The 26,745-nt window shown below is 59.6% G+C and carries 13 protein-coding genes; 8 read left to right on the top strand and 5 right to left on the bottom strand.

All coding sequences use genetic code 11. The annotated features are described in order from the left end of the window. Positions 1-180: 180 nt before the first annotated feature. Both NYR50_RS12245 and NYR50_RS12240 read right to left on the bottom strand, forming a co-directional pair. Positions 181-897, bottom strand: a complete 717-nt coding sequence (locus NYR50_RS12245; RefSeq protein ID WP_010972532.1) for a FadR/GntR family transcriptional regulator — start codon at positions 895-897, stop codon at positions 181-183. A gap of 116 nt (positions 898-1,013) precedes the next feature. After that, positions 1,014-2,456 carry an FAD-binding oxidoreductase gene (locus tag NYR50_RS12240; protein ID WP_418136122.1) on the bottom strand — a complete coding sequence of 481 codons (1,443 nt, stop codon included), beginning with the start codon at positions 2,454-2,456 and terminating at the stop codon, positions 1,014-1,016. Between the two features lie 193 nt (positions 2,457-2,649). Between NYR50_RS12240 and denD the strand changes: the two genes are divergently transcribed. The 4 genes from denD to NYR50_RS12220 all read left to right on the top strand — a co-directional run bounded on the left by denD (position 2,650) and on the right by NYR50_RS12220 (position 7,428). Further along, positions 2,650-3,636: a D-erythronate dehydrogenase gene (gene denD, locus NYR50_RS12235; RefSeq protein WP_418136121.1), complete on the top strand. Its 987-nt coding sequence runs from the start codon at positions 2,650-2,652 to the stop codon at positions 3,634-3,636. Next, on the top strand, positions 3,633-4,535 hold the full coding sequence (locus NYR50_RS12230) for an NAD(P)-dependent oxidoreductase (RefSeq protein WP_418136120.1): 903 nt from the start codon (positions 3,633-3,635) through the stop codon (positions 4,533-4,535). Before denD ends, NYR50_RS12230 begins: the two co-directional genes overlap by 4 nt. 9 nt (positions 4,536-4,544) lie before the next feature. Continuing rightward, on the top strand, positions 4,545-6,329 hold the full coding sequence (locus tag NYR50_RS12225; protein ID WP_418136119.1) for an IlvD/Edd family dehydratase: 1,785 nt from the start codon (positions 4,545-4,547) through the stop codon (positions 6,327-6,329). 124 nt (positions 6,330-6,453) lie between these two features. Continuing rightward, positions 6,454-7,428: a threonine ammonia-lyase gene (locus NYR50_RS12220; RefSeq protein ID WP_418136118.1), complete on the top strand. Its 975-nt coding sequence runs from the start codon at positions 6,454-6,456 to the stop codon at positions 7,426-7,428. Positions 7,429-7,430: 2 nt separating this feature from the next. Here NYR50_RS12220 and NYR50_RS12215 read toward each other — a convergent pair whose 3' ends face one another. Both NYR50_RS12215 and NYR50_RS12210 read right to left on the bottom strand, forming a co-directional pair. Next, positions 7,431-8,534: an NAD(P)/FAD-dependent oxidoreductase gene (locus NYR50_RS12215; RefSeq protein ID WP_418136117.1), complete on the bottom strand. Its 1,104-nt coding sequence runs from the start codon at positions 8,532-8,534 to the stop codon at positions 7,431-7,433. Positions 8,535-8,970: 436 nt separating this feature from the next. Continuing rightward, a complete protein-coding gene (locus tag NYR50_RS12210; RefSeq protein ID WP_418136116.1) occupies positions 8,971-10,152 on the bottom strand; it encodes a M20 aminoacylase family protein in 1,182 nt (393 codons plus the stop codon). A 573-nt stretch (positions 10,153-10,725) separates the two neighbouring features. Here NYR50_RS12210 and NYR50_RS12205 point away from each other — a divergent pair. Further along, positions 10,726-19,221 (top strand): GH36-type glycosyl hydrolase domain-containing protein, encoded by an 8,496-nt coding sequence (locus NYR50_RS12205; RefSeq protein WP_418136115.1) that lies wholly within the window; start codon positions 10,726-10,728, stop codon positions 19,219-19,221. A gap of 258 nt (positions 19,222-19,479) precedes the next feature. Then, positions 19,480-20,160, top strand: a complete 681-nt coding sequence (locus NYR50_RS12200) for a DUF930 domain-containing protein (protein WP_258114272.1) — start codon at positions 19,480-19,482, stop codon at positions 20,158-20,160. 134 nt (positions 20,161-20,294) lie between these two features. Here NYR50_RS12200 and NYR50_RS12195 read toward each other — a convergent pair whose 3' ends face one another. Further along, positions 20,295-22,061, bottom strand: coding sequence for a glucan ABC transporter ATP-binding protein/ permease (locus NYR50_RS12195; protein WP_174009460.1), 1,767 nt, complete (start codon positions 22,059-22,061; stop codon positions 20,295-20,297). Between the two features lie 336 nt (positions 22,062-22,397). Between NYR50_RS12195 and NYR50_RS12190 the strand changes: the two genes are divergently transcribed. Together NYR50_RS12190 and pyc are read left to right on the top strand one after the other, a co-directional pair. Next, entirely contained in the window at positions 22,398-23,135 is a 738-nt protein-coding gene (locus NYR50_RS12190) for a helix-turn-helix transcriptional regulator (protein ID WP_418136114.1), read from the top strand. Positions 23,136-23,240: 105 nt separating this feature from the next. After that, complete coding sequence (gene pyc / locus NYR50_RS12185; RefSeq protein ID WP_418136113.1) at positions 23,241-26,702, top strand: pyruvate carboxylase; 3,462 nt, start codon at positions 23,241-23,243, stop codon at positions 26,700-26,702. Positions 26,703-26,745: the final 43 nt, after the last annotated feature.

The following is a 26,745-nucleotide window of genomic DNA, read 5'->3' as shown; positions in this document are numbered from 1 at the left end:
ACAGGCCGCCTCCTGCGGTCTTATTGTCTGGATGTCTGACAACCTAATCTCATTCTTCTTAGTATGACTTTTGCGGCGAGTCTAGCGGTGCATCAGACAAAAATTCGCCTTATTCGCCATCGCAGTCCAGCAAATGCGGTGAAGCTGTCCTATAGCTTCAATACCAACGGCGTCCAAAGATCAGAAGATGTCGAGATCAATGTTCAGCCGTCGGGCAGCGCCTAAAATGTGCTGGCGCATGGCATCTCGAGCCAGCGCAACATTTCGCGATGCAATCGCGTCCCGCAGCACGACATGCTCGTTTATGGTAATTTCCAGGATTTCGCCGTAAACGGCCCGCGAAAAAGCGGTATTGATTGCCGAACTAATGCGTTGGGCAATGAAGCCAAGAAAAATCAGGAAATATTCATTCCCCGTGGCTTGCGCCATGGTGCGATGGAAATCGAGATCAGCTTCGACCCCGTCCTTGGACCATTCGATAGCATTGCGCATGCCGTAAATGGCCTTGTCGAATTTTTCCAGATGTTCGGGTTTATGATGTAATGCCGCAAGGCCTGCGGCATCGATCTCCAGCGACATCCGAAGTTGCATAAGGTCTCGGAAGTTTTCGGGATCGTTCAGGGTGGATTGCTCGATCCGGATCGACAATCGTTGCCGCGGATCGGTTACAAAAGCGCCTACCCCTTGCCGGGTCTCAACGAAACCTTCGTTGCGCAATTGCGCGATCGCCTCGCGTATGACCGAGCGGCTGACGCCGAAGGTTTTTGCAAGGACATGTTCCGTCGGCAGCCTGTCACCCGGCCCGAGCTGCGAATCATTGATCTCGCGAGCGATCTCCGCCGCGATACGGCCGGGCAGATGATCGTTGCGATGTATCTGATTGAACTCCAGCGTCATGATTGCTCCCGTTCCACAGAAACGATTGGTTCGTTTTCCCGCGGCAGCGACTTCCTCCTTCGCCGCCAGCGGGTTTTCAAAGGCGGCGTGTTCAAACCGCCTTTGTTATTTCTCGATTAGCTATCCGGTTGCAGGGTTATCTGGCAACCGGGATTCATTCGCAAATCGGGATCGAAGGCATTTTTCAAACCTGTGATCATCCGGCGCTGCACATCCGATAGCCGGCTTTCGAAATCGGAGCGTTTCAGCCGGCCAATGCCGTGCTCGGCACTGATGCTGCCGACGTAACGGTCGAGGACCTCGTTCACGAGTGTCTTGGACTTGTAGATAAAGGCCTCACGCTCTTCCGGTGTTGCGCCCTCGGGCGGCAGTACGTTGAGATGGACATTGCCGTCGCCGACATGGCCGTAAGAAACCGCAAGGCATTCGGGGAGTTTTTCTGCCAGTTCCGCTTCCGCCTCGGCCACGAAAGCCGCGAGTTTGGAGAGCGGCACCGAGATATCGGTGCGCATATGACTACCGCGCAGCGCCTGACCTTCGTTCATGCCCTCGCGGAACAGCCAGAGCGACTGCGCCTGTGCGCGGGAGGAGGCGATGACGCCATCCAGCACCAGGCCATCTTCCATCACGCCCTCAAGGAAACGTCCCATAAGGTCGGCCGTATCCACCAGCCCTGAGCCGGAAATCTCCATCAGCACATAGGCCGGATAATCGCCGGCGATCGGCATCTTCAGATCGGGAATAGCCTCGATCGCCAGCGTGAAGGCGACGGGCGGCATGAATTCGAACGCGGACATGAGGTCGCAGCATTCGCGGCGGGCGCGGCGGTAAAGCTTGATGGCGTCGTCAAGCGAATTGAGGCCGAGCAGCGCCGTCTCGACATGTTCGGGATTGGGGTAAAGCTTGACGGAAACGGCGGTGATGATGCCGAGCGTTCCTTCCGCGCCAATGAAAAGCTGCTTCAGGTCGATACCGCGATTGTCTTTGCGCAGGGTCGACAGGCCGTTCCAGATGGTGCCATCCGGCAGGACCACTTCGAGACCCAGAACCAGTTCGCGGGTCATGCCATACCGCAGGACATTGATGCCGCCGGCATTGGTGGAGACGTTGCCACCGATGCGGCAGCTACCCTGCGCGCCGAGCGAGAGCGGGAAAAACATGCCCTTATCCTGAACCGCATCCTTGAACTCCGAGAGGATGCAGCCGGCTTCGACCACGGCCGAAAAATCGTCGCTGTCTATGGTGCGGATCGCGTTCATACGCTCAAGGCTTAGCACCACCTGGTGTTTGGGCGCATCGGGAATGCCGCCGAGCACCAGCCCGGTATTACCGCCTTGGGGAATGATGGCAAGGCCGAGTTCGGCGCAGGCGAGCACGGTATCGGACACTTCCTTGGTGGAGCGTGGGCGGATGACGGCCACGGCCGAGCTGGTGACATCGCCGTGCCAGTCGCGGCAATAACGCAGCATGTCTTCCTGAGACGTCAGCAGCAGGGCCTCACCCAGCCTGTTCTTCAGCGAGAAGCGCAATTCCTCGATATTGTGTTCGCTCAATTCCACCCTCTCCGTCCAATCCGCCCTAAAATATCCGGGCAAGAGTCTTTCGCCCTTGCTTTTACCGGTTTGTGAAAAATACTATTTTCAATCGGATCATATAAGGTTATCAGACAACCTTACAAGCTAATTTATCGGTCGCCAGGCCGATGGCAATTTTCGGTCCCGGGAGAATGGTCGGGACATAGAGGAGGAAGACATGCATATCGCAATCATCGGCGCCGCAGGCATGGTTGGCCGCAAGCTGACGCAGCGTCTCGTCAAGGATGGATCGCTCGGCGGCAAGCCGGTTGAGAAGTTCACGCTCATCGACGTTTTCCAGCCTGAAGCTCCCGCCGGTTTTTCCGGTGCAGTCGACGCGCGGGTGGCCGATCTCTCGGCGCCCGGCGAAGCCGAAAAGCTGGTCGAAGCCCGTCCCGATGTCATCTTCCACCTTGCCGCCATCGTCTCCGGCGAAGCCGAGCTTGATTTCGACAAGGGCTACCGCATCAATCTCGATGGCACACGTTATCTCTTCGACGCCATCCGCATTGCCAATGGTAAAGATGGCTACAAGCCGCGTGTGGTCTTCACCTCGTCGATCGCCGTCTTCGGTGCGCCGCTTCCCTATCCGATCCCGGATGAATTCCACACCACGCCGCTGACCAGCTACGGCACGCAAAAGGCGATCTGCGAGCTGCTGCTCTCCGATTACAGCCGCCGCGGTTTCTTTGACGGTATCGGCATCCGCCTGCCGACAATCTGCATTCGCCCCGGCAAGCCGAATGCGGCCGCCTCCGGCTTCTTCTCCAATATCCTGCGTGAGCCGCTGGTCGGCCAGGAAGCGGTTCTGCCGGTGCCGGAAAGCATTCGCCACTGGCACGCCTCGCCGCGTTCCGCCGTCGGTTTCCTTCTCCATGGTGCGACGATCGACATGGAAAAAGTCGGTCCGCGCCGCAACCTTTCCATGCCGGGCCTCAGCGCCACCGTTGGCGAACAGATCGAGGCGCTGCGCAAGGTTGCCGGTGAAAAGGCCGTTGCGCTCATCCGCCGCGAGCCGAATGAGATGATCATGCGCATGTGCGAAGGCTGGGCACCCGGTTTCGAAGCCAAGCGCGCCCGCGAGCTGGGCTTTACGGCCGAGAGCTCGTTTGAAGACATCATTCAGGTTCATATCGAAGACGAGCTGGGAGGTTCACTGAAATGAGTGCTGGCGGGGAGGAGAAGAAGCGGTCTGTCGCCTTTATCGGCACGGGCCTGATGGGCGGGCCGATGGCCCGGCGTCTGCTGGGCGCCGGCTTTTCGGTCAAGGTCTGGAACCGCAGCGTCGACAAGGCGCAGGCGCTGGTTGCCAATGGGGCCGTTCTGGCGGCCTCTCCGGCGGAGGCCGCCAGGGGTGCCGATATCGTCATTACCATGCTGAGCGACGGCAATGCCGTGGGCGAAGTGCTGTTCGAGGCGGGCGTGGCCGAAGCGCTGGCAAAGGGTGCCGTCGTTATCGACAGCAGCTCGATTGCACCGCCGATCGCGCGCGACCATTCCTCCCGGCTTCAGGCGCTCGGCATTCATCATGTCGATGCACCGGTTTCCGGTGGCGTGCCCGGCGCAACGGCCGGCACGCTCGCTATCATGGCGGGTGGGGACGAGGCACTGATTGCGGGTCTCGCAGATGTCTTCGCGCCGATGGGCCGGCTGACCTATGTCGGCCCCTCGGGTGCGGGCCAGCTCTGCAAGCTCGCCAACCAGCAGATCGTCGCCATCACTATCGGCGCTGTTGCCGAAGCGATGATGCTTGTGGAAGCGGGCGGCGCCTCCCGTGAAGGGTTCCGCAATGCCATACGCGGCGGTTTTGCCGAAAGCCGGATCCTGGAACTGCATGGCGAACGCATGGTGAAGCGCAATTTCGTGCCGGGCGGTCCGTCAAAGTTCCAGCTCAAGGATCTGAACGGCGTGCTGGCAACGGCCAAGGATCTCGCTCTTACCCTGCCGCTCACCCAGCAGGTGACGCGGGAATTCGATGATTTCGTGGGCGATGGCGGGGCGGATATCGATCATAGCGGCATCCTGCTCTACCTCGAAAAACTCAACAATCGTGAACAGGGCTGAGGCGGGCTGATGAGCGACGACAAGACACCCATGCGCCGCCTGCGATCCCAAGACTGGTTCGATAACCCCGATCATCTCGACATGACGGCGCTCTATCTGGAGCGCTTCATGAATTACGGCGTGACGCCGGAGGAGCTGCGCTCCGGCAAGCCTGTCATCGGCATTGCCCAGAGCGGCAGTGATCTCACGCCTTGTAACCGGGTCCATGTGGAGCTGGTCAAGCGGGTGAGAGATGGCATCCGCGATGCGGGCGGTATCCCGATCGAATTTCCGACCCATCCGATGTTCGAAAACTGCAAGCGCCCAACGGCGGCGCTTGACCGCAATCTCGCTTATCTCAGCCTCGTGGAAGTGCTTTACGGCTACCCGCTCGATGGTGTCGTTCTGACAACCGGCTGCGATAAGACCACGCCTTCGGCGCTGATGGCGGCGAGCACGGTCGATATTCCTGCTATCGTGCTTTCCGGCGGGCCGATGCTCGACGGGTATCATGACGGCGATCTGGTCGGTTCCGGCACCGTCATCTGGCGCATGCGCCGCAAATATGGCGCGGGCGAAATCACTCGCGAGGAGTTTTTGCAGGCAGCACTGGAATCGGCTCCGTCGGTCGGGCATTGCAACACCATGGGCACCGCATCCACCATGAATGCCATTGCCGAAGCGCTCGGCATGTCACTCACCGGCTGCGGCGCGATCCCGGCCGCTTACCGCGAGCGTGGCCAGATGGCCTATCGCACCGGTCGCCGTGCCGTCGAACTGGTCATCGAGAATATCAAGCCTTCCGACATCATGACACGCGAAGCGTTTCTGAATGCGATCCGCGTCAACTCGGCGATTGGCGGTTCCACCAATGCGCAGCCGCATCTGGCGGCGATGGCGAAACATGCCGGTGTCGAACTTAGCGAAGAGGACTGGCAGGCTCACGGCTACGATATTCCGCTGCTGGCCAATGTCCAGCCGGCCGGTAAATGGCTGGGCGAAAAATATCACCGCGCCGGCGGCACGCCCGCCATCATGTGGGAGCTTCTGCAGGCGGGCAAGCTCGACGGAAGCTGTCCGACCGTCACTGGCAAGACGATGGCGGAAAATCTGGACGGGCGTGAATCGACCGACCGCGACGTGATTCTGCCCTATGACAAGCCGCTCAAGGAACGGGCCGGTTTCCTCGTGCTCAAGGGTAATCTCTTCGATTTCGCCATTATGAAGACGAGCGTGATTTCGGCGGAGTTCCGTCAGCGTTACCTCAGCGAGCCGGGCCACGAGGGAATCTTCGAAGGAAAGTGCGTCGTATTCGATGGTTCTGAGGATTATCATGCCCGCATCAACGATCCCGCATTGGATATTGACGAGCGCACCATTCTCGTCATTCGTGGCGCGGGGCCGCTCGGCTGGCCGGGTTCGGCCGAGGTCGTCAACATGCAGCCGCCGGATGCGCTTCTGAAAAAAGGCATTACCAGCCTGCCGACGATCGGCGACGGTCGGCAGTCAGGAACGGCGGACAGCCCGTCGATCCTCAATGCTTCCCCGGAAAGTGCGGCGGGTGGCGGGCTGGCATGGCTGCGCACCGGCGATATGATCCGCATCGACTTCAATAAGGGTGAGTGCAACGCACTGGTGCCGCAAGCGGAGCTTGATACCCGCAAGGCCGATGGCATACCCGCCGTGCCCGCGGATGCAACGCCCTGGCAGCGTATCTATCGTCAATCCGTGACCCAGCTTTCGGACGGTGCGGTGCTGGAAGGGGCGGCGGATTTCCGTCGGATTGCCGAAAAAATGCCCCGGCACAATCACTGACCGAACATGACAAAATCCCCGGCCACGACCGGGGATTTTTCTTTTGGAGGCAGTTTCGCATTTGATCACGACCTCCTAATGTAGCCGGAGATTCCGCATTAGATCCGCTTACCGGGGGCAGGGCATGACAGATATTTCGATGATCGAGGCGGCGCGCGAGCGCATCGGCAACCATGCGGTGCGAACACCGCTGCTCACATCGCCTTTTCTGGACGAGATTGCCGGGCGAAGGCTGTTCGTAAAGGCTGAATGCCTGCAAAGGACGGGATCCTTCAAGTTTCGCGGCGGCTGGTCGGCGGTATCCGGCCTGCCGGCGGATGTGCGCGCCAAGGGCGTGATCGCCTTTTCCTCCGGCAACCATGCACAGGGCGTGGCGCTCGCAGCCCGCCTGCATGGTATTCCCGCCGTCATCATCATGCCTTCGGATGCGCCGAAGATCAAAATCGACAATACCCGCGCCTATGGCGCCGAGGTGGTGCTTTACGACCGGGCAAATGAAGACCGTGATGCCATTGGCAACCGGTTGTCGAGCGAGCGCGGTCTGACCCTGATCAGGCCTTACGATGAACCGCTGGTGATTGCGGGGCAGGGGACTGTCGGGCTGGAAATCGCTGAGCAGGGCGCCGAACTCGGTATCGGTACTGCCGAGGTTCTGGTGCCTTGCGGTGGCGGCGGCCTTACCTCCGGCATCTCTCTTGCACTCGATGCGAAAGCGCGAAATTACAAGGTCAGGACGGCAGAACCGGAGCGTTTCGATGATGTGGCGCGCTCCCTTGCGGCGGGCAAGATCGAGCGGAATGCGACGACATCGGGTTCGATCTGTGATGCAATCGTCACGCCGCAGCCTGGCAATATCACCTTTCCCATCATGGCAGGGCTTTGTGGGAAAGGTATCGCCGTCAGCGAGGAGGAAGCGCTGCGGGCGATGGTTCTCGCCTTCAACAGGCTGAAGGTCGTTATCGAGCCGGGTGGTGCTGTTGCGCTTGCCGCAGCGCTGTTTCATGGCAAGGAACTGGAAAGCGAAACCGTGATTGCGGTTGCCTCCGGCGGCAATGTCGATCCCGGGATCATGGCCGACGCTCTGTCGCGCTTCGGTTGATATCAGGCCTCCAACCGTGCGGCGATCTCGCCGGCAATCGCCAGAGACGCGGTCAAACCGGGGCTTTCGATGCCGAACAGATTGACGAGGCCGGGAAGACCATGGGTTTCCGGCCCATCGATGCGAAAGTCCATGGCCGGTTCGTCCGGCCCGGAAATCTTCGGACGGATACCGGAATAGGCAGGGGCCAGCGCGTGTTCCGGCAGGCCCGGCCAATAACGCCTTATAGCGTCGCCGAAACCCTCCATGCGGCGGGGATCAACGGCATAGTCGATGGTATCAACCCATTCCACATCCGGCCCGAACCGGGCCTGACCGGCGAGATCCAAAGTCAGGTGCACACCAAGGCCGTGGGTGTGGGGCGCAGGATAGATCAACCTCGAAAAAGGCGATTTGCCTGTCAGCGCGAAATAGCTGCCCTTGGCGAAACGTGGCTGCGGGATCGCCACTGACGGCAGTCCCTCGATCATGACTGCCACCATCGGCGCGACGAGCCCGGCGGAATTGACGAGCAGCCGGCATGTAAGGCTGACAGGTTCTTTTCCGCCGACATGAACCCGGAAACCGTCGCCGATCGCTTCCGCCCGTTCGAACGGTGCGTTGAGCGCAAGGGCTGCGCCATGGTCTTGTGCCTCGCCAAGCAGCGCCAGCATATAGCCGTGGCTGTCGATGATGCCCGTCGAGGGTGAGAGCAGGGCTGAGCTGCAGGCAAGGGCAGGCTCGAGTGAAAGTGCCTGTCGTTGGTCGATCAGCTCCAGATCGTCGCAGCCATTGGCTTTGCCTTTTGCGCCGAGGGCAACGAGCAGGGGCGTTTCATCCTCGCTCGTGGCGACAATGAGTTTACCGCAGCGGCGGTGCGCAACGCCGTGGCTTTCGCAAAAGTCATAAAGCCGCTGCCTGCCCTCGACACAGAGCCTCGCCTTAAGGCTTCCCGCTGGATAATAAAGCCCCGCATGGATGACCTCGCTATTGCGGGACGAGGTGGCCGAACCGAATTCCTTTTCGCTTTCCAGAATGATGACGGAAAGCCCGCGCATCGACAATTCGCGGGCCGTCGCAAGCCCGATCACGCCCGCTCCGATGATGATGGCGTCGACGTCAGTCATGTCTTTCTGTCCATGGAAGGGCCGTTTGAACCAACTCCCTCCCGCTGCGTTAATAGTCCGTGATGGGTAGATTGATGCTTGTTGGGAGGCAAGTGACGACCCCTATTTTTCCCAATTGGCACTTCTTATGGAATTTTATCTCTACTGAAACAGTGGGGAATAAAGCTATTCTCTACCTCAGATGAGCAATGCCCGTTTGAAGGGCCGAGCAGGAAGGGAGTGTACAATTTCTTATTCCAAGGCAGGAAAAGTAAAAGACTTTGTTTCGCAGCCCCAGTCGCCGCGCAACTGGAGAGATTCCGTTCATGCGGCTCTTGTCGGCGTGTGCATGGCCTTCGTTGCTGCTGTCATATTCGGTCTCGTTCCCTGATCCTCCCTGGTTTTCAGGCAAGTTGAGAATAAAGGCCGGTCGCTCCTCCGACCGGCCTTTTTATGTTTATCGCGCTTTCAGATAATCCTCCGCCAGATCCACCCAGAAGGTGGTTCCGATCGGCAGAATCTCGTCGTTGAAATCGAATTTCGGATGGTGCAGTGGCGGATCGTTATCGGTGCGCGCGGTGCCGAGGAAGAAATAGCAGCCCGGCCGCTTTTCCAGCATATAGGCGAAGTCTTCGGCACCCATCGATGGACGCTTCATTTCCAGAACCTTCTCCGGTCCGGCAAAACGGCGGGCGAGATCGGCGACATAATCCGTTTCCGCCTTATGATTGACGGTTGCGTTATAACCGCGCTCGTAATCGATGGTAACGCTCATGCCGTAACTCACCGCCTGGCCTTCGGCAATTGTTCGGATACGCTTTTCCAGCTCGTCGCGTACGCCCGGATCGAAGGAGCGGATGGTCAACAGCATCTCCGCCGTTTCGGGAATGACGTTGCTGGCAACACCGGCATGGAATGCGCCGACGGTGACGACCGCTGAGAGTTGCGGGTGGATATTGCGCGACACCACCGTCTGCAACGCCATGATGATGCTCGCGCCGGCAACGATGGGATCGGCCGCATCCTGCGGTTCGGCGCCGTGGCCGCCATACCCCTTGACGGTTATCTTGCATTCGTCGACGGCGGCAAGGATCGGCCCATCGCGCAGCACGAATTGTCCGAAGGGCAGGCCGGGATCATTATGCAGGGCAAAGACGGCATCGCACGGGAAGCGCTCGAACAGGCCGTCCTCGATCATGATGCGGGCGCCGCCGAAATTTTCCTCGGCCGGCTGGAAGATCAGACGCAGGGTACCATCGAAATTCCTGCGTTCGGCGATGATCTTCGCTGCTCCCAACAACATGGCCGTGTGGCCGTCATGACCGCAGGCGTGCATGACGCCCTGATGGGTGCTGGCATAGTCCGCCCCGGTTTCCTCGTGGATCGGCAGTGCGTCGATGTCGGCGCGAATGCCGAGCGTGCGGGTGCTGTCACCGTTTCGGAGCGTCGCGACGATGCCGGTTCCGGCAAGCCCGCGCGTCACCCCGTAGCCCATTTCCACCAGCTGTTCGGCAATGAAATCCGACGTCTTGAATTCCGAAAGACCGATCTCGGGGTGACGGTGCAGATGGCGGCGGATCGCCACCACATCAGGCATATGGTTGGCAAAGGAAGCGATGTTTGCGGTCTGTCTGGTCATTTTCGAAGTCCCTGGCTACGCCGTTCTGTCTCGGTGTATTTCCCATCGGACATATCAGCATATAAATTTATTCTAAAGTGCTCTTCGCCATGGCGAAAGCCCCTGAAATTCGGCGCTTGCATCGCATCGCCACAGGTGGCATGGAACTATTGACGTCCTGGGGCATTAGCTCCTTTCGGATGTAGCGCAGGCTCTATCGGCCTCGCGTTGCCCTTCAGGTGTCAAAGGGGGACTATCGGACGTTGCGCCAACAATTTTCGCCGTGGGGGAAGGTGAGAAATTCGGTGGGAACGGCTTTGCCGGGCCGGAGGACAAAATTTTCCTGTCGTCGAAACCCCGTTGTTCGCACCAATCCCCGGCTTTGCAGGGATATGCGACGGACTGCGCCGCCAAATGCCATGCCTGAGGATATTCACCGTTTGACGATCCGCTTCCTGCGGCGGCTCTGCCGGTTCACCGAAGGTTCAGGATAAGTCATAAATATAGCGTGGCCCGATTTCGTGCGCGTTCCCGCCGTGAACGAAATGCCGGTCAAGTCGAACAAGTTTCCATACAGTTCAGAATACGAGCCCGATGTCATTTCATATCACCCCGACCGCCGCCGCCCGTGATTCCGAGACGAAGCAGATCGATCACAACGATTCGATCCGTGCGTCCTATATGACGATCGAGGAACTGCATGATGCCGGTGCCGCGCTTTCCCGCGACGGTGCCGACAGTCTTCCCGGCTTCATGGAATTCGATTTCTTCGAGCGTCACCGCGAGAACGAAAAGGAAATCCTGCGGGTTTACCGCACGACGGCCGTCGACGCCGAAAACGGTGCAACGATCACGCCGGCGGCGGAATGGCTGCTCGACAACCACTACGTCATCGAAGAGGCGATCCAGGAAGTGCGGCGCGATTTTCCGCGCAAATTCTATCGCCAGCTGCCGACGATGACAGTGGGCGGGGTGACCATTCCGCGAGTCATGGCGCTCGGCTGGCTGTATGTCGCCCATACCCACAGCACGGTTTCGCGCGAGAACATGACGGCGCTGGTGGATGGCTACCAGACATCGCAAACGCTGCAGATCGGCGAATTGTGGGCGCTGCCCTCGATTATCCGCTTCGTCCTCATCGAAAATCTTCGCCGTATCTCCATCCGCGTCGAGCGCTCGCGCCGTATGCGCCAGAAGGCGAATGAGGTTGTCGACGAGATCATCCGGCTGAACGATGCCGAAGCCTCGGCTGCACTTCTGAAACAGGTCGATTCGCTGGTCGATGATCCGACCTTTGCGACGCAGTTCCTTTATCGTCTGCGCAACGGTTCGCAGACATCGGGTTTTGCCGTAGCCTGGCTCGAAGAACGCCTGCATGCCGCCGGCACCGATGCCGAAAACGTCATGATGTCGGAACATAACCGCCTGGCGTCCGGCAATGTGACGATGGGCAACATCGTCAAGAGCCTGCGTGAAATCGACGATACCGAATGGTCGGTGTGGTTCGAGGAAGTCAGCCATATCGACAAGGTCCTGCGCGAGGAAACCGACTACGAGATTCTCGATTTCGGTTCGCGCAACACCTATCGCAACACGATCGAACTTCTGGCCCGCCGCTCACCCAGGACCGAAGTGGAGGTGGCGCGTGCCGCCGTCGAAATGGCGCGGTCCGATCTGCCGGCTGGCGCTGACGAGAACCATCGCGTCAATGTCGGCTCGGTGCTCGTCGGTCAGCGCCGCTTCGAGCTTGAAAAGGCGCTGGGGTATCGGCCGCTCGCATCGCAGCACATCGTCCGCTCGATGCGTAAGTTCAACTGGCTCGCCATCGCCGCGCCGGTGCTTCTCATCACGGCGGTCGCCATGCTCGCGGTCGGCTGGTTCCTCGCAAAGGCGGGCATGCCCTGGTATGTCGTCACTGCCTTCCTGCTGATGTTCGCATTGCCGGCATCCGAAGGCGCGACCGGCCTCTTCAACACGCTCGTCACCTTCTTCGTGAAGCCGTTCCGGCTCGTCGGATACGAATTCAAGAACGGCATCCCTGAGGACGCTCGCACATTGGTCGCCGTGCCCTGCATGCTGACCAGCCGCGACAGCGTCGACGAGATGATGCGCAATATCGAGGTACATTATCTCGCCAATCCGCATGGCGAGATCTATTTCTCGCTCGTCAGCGACTGGCGCGATGCGCCATACGAGCAGTCCGATGAGGATCTCGAAATCCTCGACTATGCCAAGCGCGAGCTTGCGGCACTGAACAGCCGTTATGCCTTTGACGGCAAGACACGTTTTTACCTGCTGCATCGCCGCCGTATCTATAATTCGGCCGAAGAGTGCTGGATGGGCTGGGAGCGCAAGCGCGGCAAGTTGCATGAGCTGAACATGCTGCTGCGTGGCGACAAGGATACGACCTTCCTCGGCGGCGCGAATATCGTCCCGGCCGATGTCAAATATGTCATGACGCTGGATGCTGATACGCGCCTGATGCGCGACGCGGTGACCAAGCTCGTCGGCAAGATGCACCACCCGATTAACCGCCCCAAGATCGACCCGGTTTCCGGTCGTGTCGTGGAAGGTTACGGCCTGTTGCAGCCGCGTGTTACACCTTCGCTGACAACAGGCAAGGACGCCTCCGTCTTCCAGCGCGTCTTTTCGATCAATCGCGGTATCGATCCTTATGTCTTCACCGTTTCCGATGTTTACCAGGACCTGACCTCCGAAGGCACCTTCACGGGTAAGGGTCTTTATGACGTGGATGCCTTCGAAGCGGCGCTGAAGGGCCGGATCGAAGAGAATTCCATCCTCAGCCACGATCTGCTCGAAGGCTCCTTCGCGCGTTGCGCGCTGGTGACCGATGTGGAACTGGTCGAGGATTTCCCGACCCGCTACGAGGTGGAAGTCTCGCGCCAGCATCGCTGGGCCCGTGGCGACTGGCAGCTGCTTCCCTTCATCATTGACCGTGCCCGTGGCGTTACCGCCATCGGCCGCTGGAAGATGGTCGATAATCTTCGTCGCTCGCTGACACCGATCGCCTGGTTCTTCGCCTCGATCCTCGGCTGGTATTTCATGGATCCGCTCGGCGCGCTGATCTGGCAGATCCTGCTGATCTTCTCGCTGTTTGTCGCGCCCACGCTCTCGTTGCTCTCTGGCCTTGTGCCGCGCTCCACCGACATCGTGCCGCAGGCGCATTTCCATACCATCTGGTCGGAAATCCGCGCCACCAATGCGCAGGTTGCGCTGCGGATCGTCTTCATTGCCGATGCCGCCTGCATGATGACGGATGCGATTGTCCGCTCGCTTTATCGCCTTCTGGTCAGCCACAAGCTGATGCTGGAATGGCGCACGGCCGCCAGCATGCAGTCCAGCGCACAGGGCAGCATCATCGATTATTACCGCCAGATGTGGCATGCGCCTGTCGTGGCCATGCTCGGCCTTCTGTTTGCGGCGCTGCCGGGCGACAATGCCTTCCTGATCGGCATTCCTTTCACTTTGCTCTGGGTTCTCTCTCCCGCCGTCGCCTGGTATGTCAGCCAGTCGGCGGAAACCGAAGACCGGCTGTTCGTTTCCGAGCACGTCTCCTTCGAGCTGCGCAAGATCGCCCGCCGCACCTGGCGTTATTACGAGGCTTTCGTAACGCCGCAGGAGAACCACCTGCCGCCGGACAATTTCCAGGAAACGCCGGAGCCGATTGTTGCTTCGCGAACCTCCCCCACCAATATCGGCGTCTATCTGCTCTCCGTCATTTCGGCTCGCCAGTTCGGCTGGATCAGCTTTGCCGATACGCTGGAGCGGATCGAAAACACGATCCAGACCGTCGAAAAGATGGAGAAGCATCGTGGCCATCTCTACAACTGGTATCACACAGACACCTTGCAGACGCTTGGACCGCGTTATGTTTCGGCCGTGGACAGCGGCAACCTCGCCGGTCACCTGATTGCGGTTTCGTCCGCCTGCCGCGACTGGGCGGAAGCGCCGTCCGCCCATCTTCAGGGCAATCTGGATGGTATCGGTGATGTCGCCGGTATTCTGCGCGAAACGCTGAAAGCCCTGCCTGATAACCGCAAGACCCTGCGTCCGCTGCATCGCCGTCTCGAAGAGCGCATCATCGGCTTTTCCAATGCGCTGGCCTCCGTCAAGCGCGAGCACGAGTTCGCCTCGATCCGCGTCATCAATCTCGCAGTGCTGGCACGCGATATCCAGAAGCTCGCAACCAATGTCGATCATGAGGTGAAGTCTGCGCAGAGCGCGGAAGTAACCCGCTGGGCGCAATTGCTGGTGGAATCCTGCGAGGCGCATATCTCCGACAGCGCCATCGACCTCACCAATATGGAGCCGCTGCGCCAGCGTCTCGCATCGCTGCGGGACCGCAGCCGCAATCTCGCCTTCTCGATGGACTTCACCTTCCTTTACCGCAAGGATCGTCGTCTTCTGTCGATCGGCTATCGCGTCGAAAGCAAGGAGTTGGACGAGGCGTGCTACGACCTTCTGGCCTCCGAATGCCGCCTGACCAGCCTGTTTGCCATCGCCAAGGGCGATCTGCCGACTGAACACTGGTACCGTCTCGGTCGCCAGGTCGTGCCGATCGGTGCGCAGGGTGCCTTAGTCTCCTGGTCGGGCTCGATGTTCGAATATCTGATGCCGCCGCTCGTCATGCAGGAGCGTCAGGGTGGCATTCTCAACCAGACCAACAATCTGATCGTCAAGGAACAGATGAACCACGGCCGCCGTCTCGGCACGCCTTGGGGCATTTCCGAAGCGGCATTCAACGCCCGCGATCACAACATGAACTACCAGTACACCAACTTCGGCGTACCGACGCTTGGCCTCAAGCGTGGCCTCGGCCAGAATGCGGTGATCGCGCCTTACGCCTCGATCCTCGCCAGCCAATATGACCCTGACGGTGCGCTTGAGAACCTCGACAAGCTGCGCAAGCTTGGCGCGCTTGGCCAGTATGGTTTCCACGATGCGGTGGACTTCACGCCGACACGTGTGCCTGATGGCAAGGTCTGTGCGGTGGTTTACAACTATTATGCCCACCATCACGGCATGTCGATTGCGGCCGTTGCCAACGTTGCCTTTGATGGCGTGCTGCGCGAACTGTTCCACTCCGATCCGGTGATCGAAGCGGCCGAGTTGCTGCTTCAGGAAAAAGCACCGCGCGAAGTGCCGGTCATGAGCGCCAAATACGAGCCGGAAACCCCCGGCAAGGAACAGGCCGACCTGTTGCGTGCGGAAGTGCGCTCCATTGCCGATCCGGCGGTGCGCGACCGCGAGGTGGTGTTCCTCTCGAACGGCCATTATTCGACCATGCTCACCTCGACGGGTGCCGGTTATTCGAAGTGGAACGGACAGGCGATTTCCCGCTGGAAGGCCGATCCGACCGACGACCGGTGGGGCACCTTCATCTTCCTGCGCGACACCACCAATGGACAATGGTGGAGTGCGACGGCTGAGCCGCGTGTCATCGAGGGTGAAAAGACCAAGACGATCTTCACCGATGACAAGGCCGAGTTCCACAAGACAACAGGTGATCTGCAGAGCGTGGTCGAGTGTATCGTCGCCACCGAGCATGATGCCGAAGGCCGCCGTATCACCCTGCTGAACGTCGGTTCCGAGGATCGCTACATTGAAGTGACCTCCTATATGGAGCCGGTCATCGCGTCTGAGGATGATGACAACGCCCATCCGCTGTTCTCGCGCATGTTCGTGCAGACGGAAATCGGCCGCCGCGGTGATGTCATCCGCGCCTGGCGCAACCGCCGCAGCCCGACCGAGCCCGGCACCGTCATCGCGCATCTGGCCGCCGACAATGCCGGCCCGTCGCGCCCGACGGAATTCGAAACGGATCGCGCCAAGTTCATCGGTCGCGGACGGTCGCTGCGCGAAGCGGCGGCCTTCGATGCCGGTGCGACGCTCTCCAGCTCCGACGGTTTCACGCTGGATCCGATCCTGTCGCTGCGGCGCACCGTGCGGGTGCCGGCGGGCAAGAAGGTGAGCGTGATCTTCTGGACGATTGCCGCTCCGAGCCGCGAGGAAGTCGACAAGGCGATCGACCGTTATCGTCATCCGGATGCCTTCGCCCATGAACTCGTGCATGCCTGGACGCGCACACAGGTGCAGATGCGCCATGTCGGTGTCACCTCGCAGCAGGCGGCCGCTTTCCAGCATCTCGGTCGTTATCTGACGTATCCCGACATGCATCTGCGTGCGGATTCGGAAACGCTGAAAACGGGCCTCGCCTCGCAGCGCGCTCTGTGGCCGCTTGCCATTTCGGGCGATTTCCCGATCTTCAGCCTGCGCATCAACGACGATATGGACATGGATATCGCCCGCGAGGCGCTGAGCGCCCACGAATATCTGCGTTCGCGCGGCGTGATCTTCGATCTCGTCATCGTCAACGAACGGGCTGCATCCTATGCACAGGACATGCAGCATGCGCTCGATCATATTTCCGAGACGCAACGTCGCATCAATCCTGCCGATGGCGGTCGCCCACACGTCTTCTCCGTGCGCCGCGACCTGATGGACGAAGAGACATGGAGTGCGCTTCTCGCCGCTTCCCGCGTCGTCCTGCATGTGCGCAACGGCAAGATCGTCGACCAGATCAACCGCGCGGTCTCGCTGTTTGCGGCCAATCGCGGTCCTGACGGCACCTCTGATGCTGCGCAGGCCCGTCTGCCCGTGCCGGCCTTCCCCGTTGCGGAGCCGGTCGAGGACGCGGGCGATCTCGATTTCTGGAACGGTTTCGGCGGCTTTGCCAAGAACGGCCAGGAATATGTGGTGCGCCTGAACGGCGGGCAGTCTACGCCGCATCCATGGATCAACGTTATCTCGAACGAGAATTTCGGCTTCCATATTTCGGCCGAAGGCGCCGGTTTCAGCTGGAGCCGCAATTCGCGCGACTACCAGTTGACACCCTGGACCAATGACCCGGTCATCAACCGGCCGGGTGAGGCCTTCTATGTCGCCGATGCGGAAACAGGAAAGCTCTATACGCCCTGTGCCGCGCTGTCGCGCGATCCCGAAGCCATGTTCGAAACCCGCCACGGTCTCGGTTATTCCATCCTGACGGGCGTGGCGGATACGCTCGAAGTCGAGCTGACGCAGACCGTTGACCGTGAAAAGCCGGTCAAGTTCTCGCAGGTCATCGTCCGCAACAAGGGTTCGAAAAGCCGTCGTCTGAAGGTCTATGCCTATGTGGAGTGGGTGCTCGGCAATAACGGCCAGAAATCCGCGCCGTTCATCCTGAGCAGGCATGATGCGGGCAGCAACGCGATCTTCGCGTCGAACCCCTACAGCATCGACTATAGCGCCCGCACCTCGTTCCTGACACTCGACAGCGAGGCAAGTGGCTTTACCACCAGCCGCCGGGAATTTATCGGCCGCTTCGGTTCGGCACAGGCCCCGCAGGGCATCGTGGCCGGTGCGGCGCTGAGCGGCACCACCGAGGTTGATGGTGATCCCTGCGCCGTGCTGATGCAGGAAATCCACCTGAAGCCGGGCGAAGAAAGGCACATGACCTTCATTCTCGGCGATGCCGACAATGCGGAAGAGGCCGAAGCGCTGGTGAAGGATGTTCGCCAGGCGGACTTCCTCTCTGTGCTGGAAGAAAGCAAGGCATTCTGGACGGGCTTTACCGGCCAGTTGCAGGTCTCTACGCCCGATGCCGGCTTCAACCACATGGTCAATAACTGGCTGCCATATCAGGCGCTGGCCTGCCGCATTCTGGCGCGCACCGCCTTTTACCAGTCGAGCGGCGCCTTCGGCTTCCGTGACCAGTTGCAGGATACGCTGGCATTCCTGCTCTATCAGCCGGATCTCGCCCGTACGCAGATTCTGCGCGCGGCAGGCCGCCAGTTCCCGGAAGGCGATGTGCAGCACTGGTGGTTGCCGCTGACGGGTGCCGGTGTCCGCACGACCATCTCCGATGACGTGGTCTGGCTCGCTTATGCGATCAACCAATATGTCTCGGCCACGGGCGACATCGCTATCCTTGACGAGAGCATTCCCTTCCTGAAGGGGCCGGCATTGATGCCAGGTCAGCACGATGCTTTCTTCCAGCCGGAAACGAGTGAGAGATCTGCCACGCTTTACGAACATGCGGCGCTGGCGCTTGATCTTGCTATCCATCGCACCGGGGAGAACGGCCTGCCGCTGATCCTCGGCGGCGACTGGAACGACGGCATGAACCGTGTGGGTGTCGGCGGCAAGGGTACGAGCGTCTGGCTCGGCTGGTTCCTCGCCGGTGCGCTTCGTGATTTCATCGAGATCGCCGAGAAGCGCGGCGATACCGACCGGGTCGGAAAATGGGCGTCGCACCGTGAGAAGCTGCGCCAGACGCTGGAAACAGCCGGCTGGGACGGCAGCTATTATCGTCGCGGTTATTTCGATGACGGCACGCCGCTTGGTTCGGCCAGCAGCGAGGAATGCCAGATCGATTCGCTCGGCCAGAGCTGGAGCGTTCTCTCCGGCGAGGGTGAGGAAGGCCGGTCACGCCAGGCGATGGACGCCGTCATGGAGCATCTGGTTGATGAAAAGACCGGTATCATCCGGCTGTTCACACCGCCCTTCTCGCGTGCGCCGCATGATCCCGGCTACATCAAGGGATATCCGCCGGGTGTGCGCGAAAACGGCGGACAATATACCCATGCGGCAACCTGGGTGGTTCTTGCGCTTGCCAAACAGGGCCGCGCGCAGGAGGCCTGGAACTGCTTCAAGCTGCTTAACCCGGTCAATCATGCGCTGGATGCGGCATCGTCGGAAACCTATCGGGTCGAACCCTACGTGGTGACTGCGGATGTTTACGGTGAAGGCGCCTATGCGGGCCGTGGCGGCTGGAGCTGGTACACCGGTTCTGCCGGCTGGCTCTATCGTGCCGCTGTCGAGGGTATTCTCGGCATCACCCGCACGGACGGCAAGCTTCATATTGCGCCGTCGCTGCCGGAAGACTGGAGCGGTTTCTCGATCAGGATTACGCTCGACGGCAAGGTTAGAGACATTGCCGTCAGCCGCAAGGCCGGCACGGCGGACGTCTCCGTGTCCGTCGATGGTAAGGACCTGGCGTCGGGTGATGGGGTTATCCCCTTCGATTGAGACGATATGTTTCACGTCTTTGACATCAGGCCTCTGCGGTGACGCAGGGGCCTTATTTTTAAGGGGGTTTCGAAGATCTGGCTCTAGGGCTAAGCTAGATCGCGATGGGTGTCGGAAAGTGATAGCGTGAAGCCAAAAGCAGCAGTTACGTTTGGATCATGTGTGAACTGGAAGCATCAGGAATAGTGCCGCAGATGTGGTGAAGTGCTGCAAAGTGGTTGAATGGCACGATAGACTATTCGGGTGGTCACTTCGTTGATGATGGAAAAAAGTAGTCGACGGAACCCTGGTGTAGGATGGGGCAGCGTCGCGGTCTCCCTCATGCTTCATCTGGCGGCGGTAATCGCATTTGCTCCCCTTCTGATAAAAAAAACTTTGCCGCCGCCGTTGGAACAAAGCATTGCAGTCGAAATTCTCAGGGAGCCGTCAACCACGCGACCGTCTTCTGTCCCACAAAAGGAGGTTATACCCGATCTGCCATCAACATTGGTTGAGACGCAGGGGGTAGTCGAGGCTTCAAAAGTCGCGCCGGAACCCGATGTAATGGTTCGACCCAAAGAGCTGTTTTCCGCCAAACTACTGGCAGATCCGCGGAGCAAGGCGGCGTTGGTCGCGCTAAGGCAACTCACCACGGACGATCGTGTTATTCAGCTCTGTAATGTTGAAGCGATGGAGCAAGTGTACAGATGGAATCCCAGCTTTCAGCCCGATTTCGTCGTCGCTTATGCTATGAAGGACACCAAGTTGTCCGGCCTCACACTCCTTGCGAATGGGGCGGCCCTTCGGAGCAAACAACACTGGTACAATATCAGGTTCAGATGTGACGTTACGCCGGACCTGGAAACGGTCGTTTCTTTCGAATTCTCGGTCGGAGCGGAAATTCCTGAAAACGAGTGGGCGGCGCATTCTTTGCCGGCTGGAGATGGTGCATCCGACTGAGGAAGGCATCTTTCGACGCGGTTACCTGCTTGATTGAAGGACCTCTGCGCCACGTCCGAGAGTTTCGTAGGGCGCGCAAAGAAAAAGGGCGGACAATGCTGCCCGCCCTTATCTTTGTTGCCTCGGCCAAGGTCTCAGGAGGCTATGGCCTTCGGTCGCGGCTGCTGGCTTTCGTCTTCCGTCAGCAGGCCGCTGGTGCGCAGCAGCGAGGTGAAGCGACCGCCGCGCTGGGTCAGCTCATCGAACGTGCCCTTCTCGATGACCCGGCCCTGATCGAGGAACAGGACGAGATCGGCGTCGCGGACCGTTGAAAGGCGGTGAGCGATGATGAAGGTCGTGCGGTTCTTTCGAAGAGCGTCCACGGCGGCCTTCACGCGGGCCTCGGTTTCCACGTCCAGCGCACTGGTCGCCTCGTCAAGAACCAGAATAGGCGCGTTCTTCAGGATCGCACGGGCAATGGCGATACGCTGGCGCTCACCGCCGGAGAGGCGGTTACCGCGCTCGCCCACCTGGGTCAGGTAGCCGTTGATGCGGCTGTCGATGAAATCCGTTGCCGCCGCTGCTGCTGCTGCTTCCACGACTTCCGCGTCGGTGGCCGTTTCACGGCCGAGGCGGATGTTTTCGCGGATGGAGCGGTTCAGCAGGCCGGCATCCTGGAACACTGTCGCGATGGAGTTGCGCAGCGAGTTTTTCGTGACCGTTGAAATATCTGTGCCGTCGATCAGAATCTGGCCAGAATCAGGGTCGTAGACACGCTGGAGAAGGTTGATCAGCGTGGTCTTGCCGGCACCGGTCGGTCCGACGATCGCGATGGTCTCGCCGGCCTTGGCCGTGAACGAGACGTCGTGAACGCCCTGCTTGGTGTTGGCGAAACCGAAATTGACGTTGCGGAACTCGACGGTGCCGGAGACATTCGACAACTCGCGGGCGTCGCCCGGCTCTTCCCGTTCCTTGACCGAATCTTCCAGTACGAAGAAGTCTTCGAGCTTGGCGCGGGCTTCGAAAATCTGCGTCACGAATTGGCGCATCTGGTCCAGACGGCCGATCAGGAGATTGGCGAAGCCGATGAAGGCGATGACGTCACCCACGCGCAATTCGCCGTTCTTCACCAGCACGGTACCGATGACGAGGATGATCATCATCGAAACGGTGGAGGCCGTGCGGTTCAGCGCACTGGCGAAGGCCCACCAGTCGAGTACCGGATATTGCGCGCTCAGCAGCTTTTCGGTGAAGGATTTCAGCGCTTTCGTTTCAGCCTCGATGCGGTTGTAGCTGTGCAGTACCGACACGTTGCTGATGGAATCGCTGACATGGGCAAAAACGCTGTGATAATGCTCCTCGACCGAAGCCTGGCCGTCTTTGGTGCGACCCATCACCCACTTGCCGATGAACCAGTAGACGATACCAAGGCCGATCAGCACGAAGCTCAGGCGCAGGTCCATGGACATGGCAGTCGGGATGAGCAGCATCAGCGCCACGAAGGTGGCAAGATGCGTGCGCATGAATTCCAGCCACAGGCCGAACAGCGTTTCGCTGGCGCGCAGCAGTGTGTGCAGGGCATTGGACGTGCCGCGCAGATGGTGCCAGGAGAGCGGCATCGAGATGATGCGCCCGAAGGCTTCCGTGAGCAGCGTCGCGCGCCGGCCATGGGCCAGACGGTCTGCCTCGCGGGCGACCGCGACATAAGCGACGGTATTAAAGACGCCGAAACCCGCCCACAGGATGAGAATGGGCGTGACATTGGTGCCGGAGGAAATGGCGTCAATGATACGGCCGAACAGCACCGGTTCGGCGATGGTGATCGCTGCAAGAATGACGTTGGCGATGACGACAACGGCTACACGCCATTTATGAACGGTCAGATAGCGCAGAGCGCGTGTGTAAACCTGAAACAAGGTCAAATTTTCAATCCAGTCCGAGCGTCTTTTCAAGCGGTTGATTGTTCGGCCTCAACGCAATGCCACTTTAGCAAGGTTGCATGAGACGGCGAAATTTGTGTAATTATCGCTCTTTCTGTCTGAATGGCGGCTTAACAAATTGGCCGCCCGTGCGAACCGAAAAAACTGAACCCGATGTTTCCCGGGGGCCTGCCACCACAAGATTTCGCATCTTCGTTTCAGGGATTGCTAACGACGATATGTTCAATCTGAACCGACCGGCGCCCGAGTAACATGACGTCATCGCGGGACCTTGTCCTCGTGTCATCCCTTCAAGCCAAGCCCGGACCCCGTGTCTTTATGCATGATATTCTTCATTTCATCTCTGCGTGCTCTCAGGCAGGAAGCGCCGACCGCGTTCGCTCCGAATTTGCCAAGCTCATTCGCGAATATGGCTTCGAGTATTTTCTCGTCAGCAGACGCATGACCGGCGAACTTGCCAATGCCGGCCAGATTCTCGCAGAGCATCTTCCTGATGGCTGGCTGGAGGTTTACAGGGCCAAGAAATACAATCTCGTTGATCCCGTTCGCAAGGTGATCGGCATGGTGCACAAGCCGTTTCAGTGGAAAGAAGCGCTTGAGGGCCTGCCGCGTGCAATGCATCGCAAAAGGGCAAGCGTGTTTTTTCACGATGCCGGGCGATACGGCCTTCAGGGCGGTTATGCCTTTCCCGTGCATGGCCGCGCGGGATTCATCGGTGCGGTCTTCATTGGTGGCCCGGATCGGCAATTGCCCTCCTTGCACGTAGAACTCCTCGATGCGGCCACCCGCGCCGTCTTCTGGCGGCTGCTCGATCTTTCCGGGCAGGCCCATGGCTTCAGCAACGCCCCTGACGTTTCCGCCCTCGAACTCACGCGACGCGAAATGGAGGTGCTGGCGCTGATGGCGGATGGCATGACCTCCACCGAAATCGGACGCCAGCTATCGATCTCAAACCACACTGTCGATTGGTACATCAACGGAATCCAACGTCGTTTCAGTGCCAAGAACCGGCAGCACACCGTAGCGCTTGCTTTTCGCCACGGTCTGTTGAGCTAGCGCAAACAGGACAGTTCTCGCCGGAATTGCCCTTTCCAAGACTTGGTTTTGCTGCTTTATTCCGCAGTGCAGCAGAATTCTGTTTTGGCGTGTGGGGAGACCGTCTTGAAGATATCGAAAATACTTGTTGCCAACCGATCCGAAATTGCGATCCGCGTTTTCCGGGCAGCGAACGAGCTTGGGATCAAAACCGTTGCGATTTGGGCGGAAGAGGACAAGCTGTCTTTGCACCGCTTCAAGGCGGACGAATCCTATCAGGTCGGCAGAGGTCCGCATCTCGCCAAGGATATGGGACCGATCGAGAGCTATCTTTCGATCGAGGAGGTTATCCGCGTGGCCAAGCTCTCCGGAGCGGATGCGATCCATCCCGGTTATGGTCTTCTGTCCGAAAGCCCTGAATTCGTGGAGGCCTGCAAAAAGGCAGGCATCACCTTCATCGGCCCGACGCCGGATACGATGCGCCAGCTCGGTAACAAGGTCGCCGCCCGCAATCTGGCGATTTCGGTTGATGTCCCCGTTGTTCCCGCCACCAATCCGCTGCCTGACGATATAGCGGAAGTGGAGCGCATGGCCGATGAAATCGGTTATCCCGTTATGCTGAAGGCCTCCTGGGGCGGTGGTGGCCGCGGCATGCGCGCCATTCGCAAAAAGGAAGACCTCGCCCGTGAGGTGACTGAAGCCAAGCGCGAGGCGAAGGCCGCCTTCGGCAAGGACGAAGTTTATCTGGAAAAGCTCGTCGAGCGCGCCCGCCATGTCGAGAGCCAGATTCTCGGCGATACGCATGGCAATGTCGTGCATCTGTTCGAGCGCGATTGTTCTATCCAGCGACGCAATCAAAAGGTGGTCGAGCGCGCGCCCGCACCGTATCTCTCCGAAGCGCAGCGCCAGGAACTGGCCGCCTATTCCCTTAAGATCGCAGCCGCGACCAACTATATCGGTGCCGGCACTGTCGAATATCTGATGGATGCCGATACCGGCAAATTTTACTTTATCGAGGTCAATCCGCGTATCCAGGTGGAGCATACCGTCACCGAAGTCGTGACCGGCATCGACATCGTCAAGGCGCAGATCCATATTCTCGAAGGTGCTGCCATCGGCACGGCGGAATCCGGCGTTCCGCGCCAGGAGGATATCCGCCTCAACGGTCACGCGCTTCAGTGCCGCATCACGACGGAAGACCCGGAGCACAATTTCATCCCGGATTATGGCCGCATCACCGCCTATCGCTCGGCTTCCGGTTTCGGCATCCGTCTGGATGGCGGCACGTCCTATACCGGCGCCGTCATCACCCGTTATTACGATCCGCTGCTCGTCAAGGTCACGGCCTGGGCGCCGCAGCCGGATGAAGCGATCAGCCGCATGGATCGAGCGCTACGCGAATTCCGTATCCGCGGCGTTGCGACCAACCTCACCTTCCTCGAAGCCATCATCGGTCACGACAGTTTCCGCAACAACACCTATACGACGCGCTTCATCGATTCGACGCCGGAGCTGTTCGCGCAGGTCAAGCGTCAGGACCGCGCCACCAAGCTTCTGACCTATCTGGCCGATGTGACCGTCAACGGTCACCCGGAAACCAAGGGTCGTGCGAAGCCTGCGGAAAAGGCCGCAAAGCCCATCGTGCCCTATATCGATGCGCCGACGCCTGATGGCACCAAGCAATTGCTGGACACGCTCGGCCCGAAGGGCTTTGCCGACTGGATGCGCAACGAAAAGCGCGTGCTGGTCACGGATACGACCATGCGCGACGGACATCAGTCGCTGTTGGCCACCCGCGTCCGTACCCATGATATCGCCCGCGTTGCCAGCGTTTATTCCAAGGCGCTGCCGCAGCTTCTGTCGCTGGAATGCTGGGGTGGTGCGACCTTCGACGTTTCCATGCGCTTCCTGACGGAAGACCCGTGGGAGCGCCTGTCGCTCATCCGCGAAGGTGCGCCGAACCTGCTGTTGCAGATGCTTCTGCGTGGTGCCAACGGCGTCGGTTACAAGAACTATCCCGATAATGTCGTGAAGTATTTTGTCCGTCAGGCCGCAAGGGGCGGCGTCGATCTTTTCCGCGTGTTCGACTGCCTGAACTGGGTGGAGAATATGCGGGTGTCGATGGATGCTATTGCCGAGGAGAACAAGCTCTGCGAGGCAACCATCTGCTACACCGGCGATCTCCTGAATTCGGCACGTCCGAAATATGATCTCAAATATTATACCAACCTCGCGATCGAGCTGGAAAAGGCCGGCGCCCATATCATCGCCGTCAAGGATATGGCGGGCCTGCTGAAACCGGCTGCCGCCAAGGTTCTGTTCAAGGCGTTGCGCGAGGCGACCGGTCTGCCGATCCACTTCCATACCCACGATACATCGGGTATTTCCGCCGCGACCGTTCTTGCGGCGGTGGATGCCGGCGTCGACGCCGTCGATGCCGCGATGGATGCCTTCTCGGGCAATACGTCGCAGCCCTGCCTCGGCTCGATCGTGGAAGCACTCTCCGGATCGGAACGCGATACGGGTCTCGATACCGAATGGATTCGCCGCATTTCCTTCTATTGGGAAGCCGTGCGCAATCAATATGCGGCGTTCGAGAGCGACCTCAAAGGGCCTGCCTCGGAAGTCTATCTGCATGAAATGCCGGGCGGCCAGTTCACCAACCTCAAGGAACAGGCCCGTTCGCTGGGTCTCGAAAGCCGCTGGCATGAGGTGGCGCAGGCCTATGCCGATGCCAACAGGATGTTCGGCGATATCGTCAAGGTGACGCCGTCCTCCAAGGTCGTCGGCGACATGGCGCTGATGATGGTCAGCCAGGATCTGACGGTGGCCGATGTCGAAAACCCGGATAAGGAGGTTTCCTTCCCGGACTCTGTCGTCTCCATGCTGAAGGGCGATCTTGGCCAATCGCCGGGTGGCTGGCCGGAAGCGCTGCAGAAGAAGGCGCTGAAGGGTGAAAAGCCTTACACGGTTCGTCCGGGTTCGCTTCTGGAAGATGCCGATCTCGATGCCGAACGGCAGGTGATCGAGACCAAGCTGGAGCGTAAGGTCGATGACTTCGAGTTTGCCTCCTATCTGATGTATCCGAAGGTGTTCACCGACTTCGCGCTGACCGCCGAGACCTACGGCCCGGTCTCCGTGCTGCCCACCCATGCCTATTTCTACGGCATGGAGGATGGTGAAGAGCTGTTTGCGGATATCGAGCGCGGCAAGACGCTCGTCATCGTCAATCAGGCTTCGTCCGGCATTGACGATAAGGGCATGGTGACGGTGTTCTTCGAGATCAACGGCCAGCCGCGCCGCATCAAGGTGCCGGATCGCGCCCATGGTGCCTCCGGCTCTGCGGTGCGCCGCAAGGCAGAACCCGGCAATGCGTCCCATATCGGCGCGCCGATGCCTGGTGTCATCAGCCGCGTCTTCATCAACCAAGGTCAGGAGGTCAAGGCCGGCGACGTGCTGCTCTCCATCGAGGCCATGAAGATGGAAACGGCGCTGCATGCCGAACGCGACGGCAAGATCACTGAAGTTCTGGTGAAGCCCGGTGACCAGATCGATGCCAAGGACCTGTTGATCTCCTACGCTGAATAACGGCGTAGCTCATCGCCAATAGAGTTACAGACGCCCGCCTTCC

It is taken from the genome of Agrobacterium sp. El2ro-1b (assembly GCF_048298475.1).
GTDB lineage: Bacteria > Pseudomonadota > Alphaproteobacteria > Rhizobiales > Rhizobiaceae > Agrobacterium > Agrobacterium fabrum.
This window is presented reverse-complemented; position numbering and strand designations above follow the sequence as displayed.